Annotated in this window: 6 protein-coding genes; 2 read left to right on the top strand and 4 right to left on the bottom strand. The window is 43.3% G+C overall.

From position 1 onward, the window contains the following. Together U9O96_04820 and U9O96_04825 are read left to right on the top strand one after the other, a co-directional pair. Window positions 1–973: C39 family peptidase (locus U9O96_04820; GenBank protein ID MEA2054422.1), on the top strand; the 973-nt coding region annotated here is incomplete at its 5' end. A 67-nt stretch (window positions 974–1,040) separates the two neighbouring features. Next, entirely contained in the window at window positions 1,041–1,460 is a 420-nt protein-coding gene (locus U9O96_04825) for a DUF296 domain-containing protein (GenBank protein MEA2054423.1), read from the top strand. 305 nt (window positions 1,461–1,765) lie between these two features. On the opposite strand, the gene U9O96_04830 is transcribed toward U9O96_04825, so the two are convergent. Genes U9O96_04830 through U9O96_04845 form a run of 4 tightly spaced genes read right to left on the bottom strand, consistent with a single transcriptional unit; the run spans window position 1,766 to window position 6,186 of the window. Further along, window positions 1,766–3,127, bottom strand: coding sequence for a hypothetical protein (locus U9O96_04830; protein ID MEA2054424.1), 1,362 nt, complete (start codon window positions 3,125–3,127; stop codon window positions 1,766–1,768). Window positions 3,128–3,179: 52 nt separating this feature from the next. Beyond that, window positions 3,180–3,728, bottom strand: coding sequence for an arginine decarboxylase, pyruvoyl-dependent (locus tag U9O96_04835; protein ID MEA2054425.1), 549 nt, complete (start codon window positions 3,726–3,728; stop codon window positions 3,180–3,182). 30 nt (window positions 3,729–3,758) lie between these two features. Continuing rightward, window positions 3,759–4,763, bottom strand: a complete 1,005-nt coding sequence (locus U9O96_04840) for a (Fe-S)-binding protein (protein MEA2054426.1) — start codon at window positions 4,761–4,763, stop codon at window positions 3,759–3,761. 1 nt (window position 4,764) lies between these two features. After that, window positions 4,765–6,186 carry an FAD-binding oxidoreductase gene (locus tag U9O96_04845; protein ID MEA2054427.1) on the bottom strand — a complete coding sequence of 474 codons (1,422 nt, stop codon included), beginning with the start codon at window positions 6,184–6,186 and terminating at the stop codon, window positions 4,765–4,767. Window positions 6,187–6,713 lie beyond the last annotated feature (527 nt).

A 6,713-nucleotide genomic window follows, 5' to 3' on the forward strand; every position in this document is an offset into this window, starting at 1 on the left:
ACACCTAGTCTATCTTCCTACAAATGCTAGCTGGATGAACATGATTGAAAGAGTATTCTCAAAGTATGATAAAGATATCCTACAGAATAGCAATTTTGAAACAGTTAGAGAAGCGATGAACAGGACTACCAATTACTTCGAAAAAGAAACAAGTTTTAGGAATTGGCGTAAAATGGATATTCCAGTATGTACCAGTATCGATTTTACCATGCTGCCCTATTACGTGGAGTTGTTCAATTTGTCCGGCAGGGGATATCATTTCTCACATAACATAGTAATTGTGGGCTTCGATGAAAGGAATGGCACGGTGTATTACCATGATCCCTTATGTTCAGCCTATACCAGTGCCGAGGACGGAATGTATGCACCACTCCCCATCGATATTTTTAGAAAATCGGTTTATTCTGTTCACTGGTGCATTTGGAACGGATGGGAAGAAGGATATACCACCCTGGCATTCAAAAAAGCGAGAGAGTCCCTGCCGAAAGAAAAGGCGTTTGAGATGGCACATGAAAGAAACATCCAAAGGATGAAGGGCAATGCTTCCGCCTACGATGGACAAAGTTGCAGAGAAAATTTTTGCGTATTTGGGGTTGATGCCCTGAGGGCGTTGAAGAAAGATTTTGGATTGGCGAGCTTTGCAATCAGAGCGCCCTTTTTGGTGCTGATAACCAAATTCTATCCCTATCTCTCATTGATTATGCAGTCATATGAATTCACAGCCATGGAGAAGCACAATGTATCGGAGTTTCTTTACCAAAATTCAAACCTCAGCCCCATATGCAAACGTGATGCCCTCTTGCTTGAAACCGAGGCAGACCACTGGAAGGAGATGAAGTCCTACATGGCAGAGCTAAATGATATTATGGACAGTCTCCTGGAAACAATGTTATACGCTATGCCTATAATCCAAAGCATTACAGAAACAATCAATAAGATAATCGACGTGGAGATGGATATTATATCCGGGTGATGCATTTTATCTTGCATGCCACATACGGAAAGAGTTATCAAACGATTCCGCTTAATAAGCCGATACCATGCAGATAAAGGAAGAAGGGAATGTCATAGTTGCAAAATTTGTTGAGGGCAACGCTATAAAAAATCTGGAGAAACTGGCGATCGAGCAGGACATACAATCTGCGGCGATTCTATCAGGCATAGGCATGTTGAAAAATGCTGTTGCAGGCTATTTTGACGGCAGGAAATACATTGAAAAAAAGATAGAGGGGGCAGCAGAACTGGTATCGATGCAGGGCAATATTGGTAAAGATGGAGAAGACAATATTATATGCCACATTCACGTAGCTTTAGCTCCTCCAGATCATCGCCTTATTGGAGGACATCTGCTCGACGGGGAAGTTCATGTTGTGAATGAGATTATTCTGCAGAAACTAAAGGACATAAAAATACGCAGGGAAAGGAATTCAGATGGTTTAATGGAAATGAGACTGAAATAACAAATTCAAGTAAAAGATATGTCGTCACCAGCGTGTCACAGGACGCTTCAGTTGTCCCCACTCCGGTCGGGGGCAGCGGCACAGGCATGCAGGTCGCTTCTTTGCAACACTACGCATCCATATGACATATCCTCAAAGTTCTTTTCTCCGATAACTTTTGAAGAGGGAGGTGCTGTCCGTGATTTTGAGATGGAAGGTAAGCTACTGAAAGAAAAGAAGGTTAAGTCCTATGTGCCCAGTATTAGACGCAAAGATTTCCTGAACTTGACTTTGGATTTGTTTTCCCTTTATATTCTATTATTACATTACCAAGCTGTTACGGGAGTGGCACCCAAGTCTCTGTTGACGCCAGACTGCGGGGAAAATACCGCATGACCGCCACCATGTCCTGCATGAATGCCGTTTACATCGACAAGCCACAGCGATGGTAAAAGTTGCCTGTATTTGTAGAAAACAGGGGCACCACTGTCACCGCTCTGGCCCTGATAGGAGGCATATACTTGATCATAAAGCCAGTGATGCGTGTCGCTCCATATTGTTCTGTCTGTGTATGCTACAGATCCATCAACCAGTCCGGACGTAATACCAGACATATAGACGTGGTGACCTACAGAGGGATCAAACTTACCCCATACTAAGCCAAGACTGCCACTGGAATAAAGATAAATGTACCCAACGACGTTATTATATTCCACAAAAGCAGAATCGGAATAAACATTTTGTCCGCTAGCATCCATTACGTATCCTGCTAAATTTTCATACTTAAACGTGGGCTGATACATAGGCCAGCCTATGGGTGTTGGCTGGTTATAATGGCAGAGATGCCCAGATACTACATAGCCTTTGGCCCCATTCCTTATAGCGGAATAGCCGATTGTTGATGTATGTATATAACCATAAGGATCGGGGTTTTGGCATTGAATGCCCCCTCTTATCGGCCGATACTGTTTATCTCGTGTATCTTCAATCAATGAAGTGTTACATACTTTTTCAAACACTACTGGCGGATTATCCATTCCTTCCTGGCATGCCGCTCGTTTAAAGAGTTCGTAGACCTCTTTCAGCAAAGTATCTTTTACCGTACGGTCTTTATCTATTCCCACCACGTGGTAACCAGCCCCAATACCGTAGGTACACACTGCATCTGGCATAGCTCCCGCCCTGTGCATTTCATCTACTCTGTCATTTGTCCGATGGAGTTTGTCCGTCCATTCCCATCGTTCTTCCTGCGTTTCAAACGCTGGAATTTCTCCATAGACGGCAATGGTGGATGGCTTTTCTCTTTCGCCGTCCAGAGTTTCTGGTCCGAAAGTGAGTTTTGGTCTTGACGGCTTTCCAGGTGGAGGAAGCTGCTTTAGGCAGTCCTTCAAAGCTTCCGATCCGCCCTCGATAGTCTGCTGCACCATGTTTTTTACGAAGTTCGCACCTTCATCCACGCTCATATTCACCCATTGCAGGAAATCATCGGATATGTCACTCCGGTAAACGGGGGAAATATCTCTTTCCGAAATAGCTTTCCTATCCGCTCCCACCACGACCATGAAATCTTTGACCTCCTCGCTGCTGAGAACGGGCTTTTCCTCTGCAGAATTTGCTCCGCCCATTGAAACCACGCTACTGATTAAAACGACAAACACAAAGCCGGTTAGAAGGGTTTTCCATTTCATGTATATATATACATAGAAAGTCTATTAATAATTTTTGGTCACCTCCTTTGCCTCACTCATCCATTACAAATATTGCTGCAGCTATCACCGTTGTCCATAGTCCATTTGTATCGCCCCTCGCCGACTGTGTTATATTCCTTGAACGGACTATACGTCCGCTCATCCTGTATTCCTGCTTTCTTTCATCCCATGCCTTCTCGGGATCAAATTCCAGGCCTAGGGTGGTGGCAAGCATTGTTGCAGCCAGGTCTTCGGCATAGTCTCCCGCCTTCTTTGCCATCTCCCCCCAACTGTGATATTCGGATAAATACCCGTATAAATTCCTATCTTTTGGAAGTGCAAGCCCGATTGAAGCGGCAACAAGCCGGTTCGGCTCATTCGTCGAATTTTTTGCCATCACAGAGAATGTTATCTCTCCAGGTCTGATGTAGCTTTTTCCTTCTTTTGCAGATATTATTTTACAATTCGGCGGTGCTATACTCGATACTTCCACAAGATTGCATAATGCTATGCCAGCATTTCTAAGCGCAAGTTCAAACGATTGCAATTGATCTTTGTGCTTTCCCACACCCTTAGTAAGGAATAATTTAGCAGGTATCATCGAAGTGAAATGTTTTTTCAGTAATAAATCTTACTGTAAGCATCTGTCGACCACTTCAATTATATCAATCACATCGCCATGCTTTTTGAGATGGTGGTAGCAGTGCGGAGATGATGTAACTACTACAGCATCCTTTTCCCTTGCTTCCCCAATAATTTTTTCAGCCATTTTTCCAGCAGCCAGTGGAAAAGCCATCCGGAAGGCAAGGTCGCTGCCGCAGCAATGGGATAGTTCTTTATTTTCATCAAATTCAACAAGCGAGCCAGCCTTTTCCAGCAATTTTCTTGGCGCATCGTATATGTCAAGTTTTCTTCCCAGGATGGAGGAGTCATGATAAATGAGCTTCATGCCGAAATCCTTTAGATTTATGTTTTTATCCATTAAAAATTCGGAAATATGGATAAGTTCAAATTTTTCTTTCAAGGGAAGAAAGGACTGCATGCAGCTTGGACATGAAAATACTATTTTTTTCACGTCTCTTTCCCCAAATTTTTTCCCCAATTTTTCTATCTGTCTGTTTTCTCTCCCGATGATATCAATAGGATTGCCGCAGCATTCCTCGTCTATTGTTGTTACATTTATGCCCAATTTATCGAAGACCGAAAAGACCGCATCTTTCAGCCCATTTGCCATGCAGCCTGAAAAATATGCTATTTCCCCCTCCCCGCCACCAAAGACTTTCATTCTATCTTTCCCAAAGGGATTTCCCTGCTCATCAATGTCATTTAAAAGCTTTTCATGGGCCGGAAGCATTCCTTTCAAGTCCTTTCTGGCGGAATGTATGATATCACTTATTTTAACCAACGAGGGACATTCTTTTTCACATCGCCCGCATAGAGTGCATTTCTGCAAGGCTTCTATGACAGAAATATCTTCCTTTACCTCACCCATCATGAGGCCGTACGACAAAAATACTTTTCCCTTGCCGCTGTCCGCCTCGGTGCCCCATATATCGAAGACCGGGCAGGATTTTTTGCAATAGCCGCATCCCGTGCAGCACATAAGTTCATGCTGAATTTCTTTAAGATGGTTCATGTTATCCCGGATATCTTAAATATGAAATTATACTCCCTTTCCACTGCATCATCTTTCCCGGATTCATTATATTTTTGGGGTCGACAGCCTTTTTTATTGCCTCCATGACCTGCAGCGATTCCTTTCTTTCTATTTTCATCCACGGTGCCTTTGATATTCCTATGCCGTGCTCACCGCTCACCGTCCCATGCAGGGCTATAACCGTATTATAAATACCATCAACTGCTTTTTCGGCCCTTTCCCAGCTTCCATTGATAAGAGGGTTAATCAAAACTTTTGTGTGGAGGTTGCCGTCGCCAGCATGCCCGTAAGTGCCTATCAGTACTCCATATTTTTTTGCAATTTCCTGGAATTTTTTAATTGCAACAGGAATTTTTGATATCGGTACCGCCATGTCGTCTGCAAGGGATACAGAAACCATGTCCTCTCCGTAACGCGAAAGAGAAGGTAAAACTCCTTTCCTGCCCTTCCACAGGTTCAACATCTCTTCCTCATCATCAGTAAAAGTAACGTTGCTAGCCCCACTTTCCCTGCAAATATCAGCTATTCTCTTTATATCTCTTTTGATGATTGCCTCTGCTCCGTCCACTTCTGCCAGTATGATTGCCTCGCTTTCAGGCAACCCGATGTTCATTGATTTATTGACCGCTTTTATACATACACTGTCCATTATTTCGAGGGCGGATGGCAGCAAACCCGATGCTATTACGTCTGAAACGCCCTGTCCCGCCCTTTCAAGAGAATCAAAGGGAGCGAGAGCGATAGCACGCTTTTCAGGCAATGGTACAATGCGAATGGTGATTTCCGTGATTATGCCCAATGTTCCTTCACTCCCGACCATCAATTTTTCTAGCTGGTAGCCTGATGAATTCTTCATTGTTCTGGTGCCGAAATGTGTAACATCGCCGTCTGGCAAAACGACCTCCATTCCAAGCACATAGTCCCTTGTAGCCCCGTACTTTATAGCCCTCATTCCGGATGCATTGGTGGCAACCATTCCGCCGACTGTACAGACATCACCGCTGCCTGGTGAAGGAGGAAAAAAGAAATTTTTTTTGGCAAGCTCTTGGTTCAGCCTTCCATAGATAACTCCTGGCTCAACAACACAGTATAAATCCTCTACTCTTACTTCCTTTATTTTATTCATTGCCGTCATATCAAGGATAATGCCGCCCTTTATCGGAACAGCCTGACCGGATAATGCAGTGCCGGAGCCCCTTGCAATGACTGGAATGCCATTCTCATAAGCCAATCTCATGATTTTACTGACGTGCTTGGTATTTTTTACCCTTGCAACAATGTCTGGTGCATGGTGATGAATCGAGGCGTCAAAGCCATAGGTATAAAGCTCTGCAGCGGAAGTGATAACATTTTCCTCCCCCACTATGTCCTTTATGATTTCCACCACGGCCCCAGAAAGCATGAGCAGGTAATGCAAAAGATATTTTAAGGATTGCCATACGTTGATCGGTTCGGATAGATTTTATAGAATTAGACATGAGGGAAGATGGAAAGAATTCAGAAAATTATGACAAACACAATGGAGGGAAATTATTGTTATATAAAATAGCAAATAGAAATCCATAGGGTGATGAGAGAAGAAGTTTCATAAGAATTTTCCAAGAAGCGAAGGAGTTTTTCGATTGATCTTTGTGGTAGATTTTCGGGCTTTTGAACATAGGCATAACAACAACGATTACTAAGAAAGATAGTTATTTAGCTCAGTTCCAATATTGAGCACTAAATCTAACGCCTGTCTCATTACGTTTGCTTTTTCCAAATTGTTAACTACTCCGGGCTGAAGCCCGAAGCGTATCACATGAGACTGGCAAAATCAATGAGTGTCATTTGACTTTCTGTTCTGATGCTCTGATAATAATCATAATCAACATTCGTCCAATGCTTTCCTTGTTGTCGTTCGATATAGAACTGTGCTGTCTCACTGGTTAT

This window comes from Candidatus Thermoplasmatota archaeon (genome assembly GCA_034660695.1).
GTDB lineage: Archaea > Thermoplasmatota > E2 > UBA202 > DSCA01 > JAYEJS01.

Excerpts from the sequence above, each read along its gene's own strand:
- U9O96_04825 (MEA2054423.1), top strand. The coding sequence starts at position 1,041 with ATGCAGATAAAGGAAGAAGGGAATGTCATAGTTGCAAAATTTGTTGAG.
- U9O96_04830 (MEA2054424.1), bottom strand. The coding sequence starts at position 3,127 with ATGAAATGGAAAACCCTTCTAACCGGCTTTGTGTTTGTCGTTTTAATC.
- U9O96_04835 (MEA2054425.1), bottom strand. The coding sequence starts at position 3,728 with ATGATACCTGCTAAATTATTCCTTACTAAGGGTGTGGGAAAGCACAAA.
- U9O96_04840 (MEA2054426.1), bottom strand. The coding sequence starts at position 4,763 with ATGAACCATCTTAAAGAAATTCAGCATGAACTTATGTGCTGCACGGGA.
- U9O96_04845 (MEA2054427.1), bottom strand. The coding sequence starts at position 6,186 with ATGCTTTCTGGGGCCGTGGTGGAAATCATAAAGGACATAGTGGGGGAG.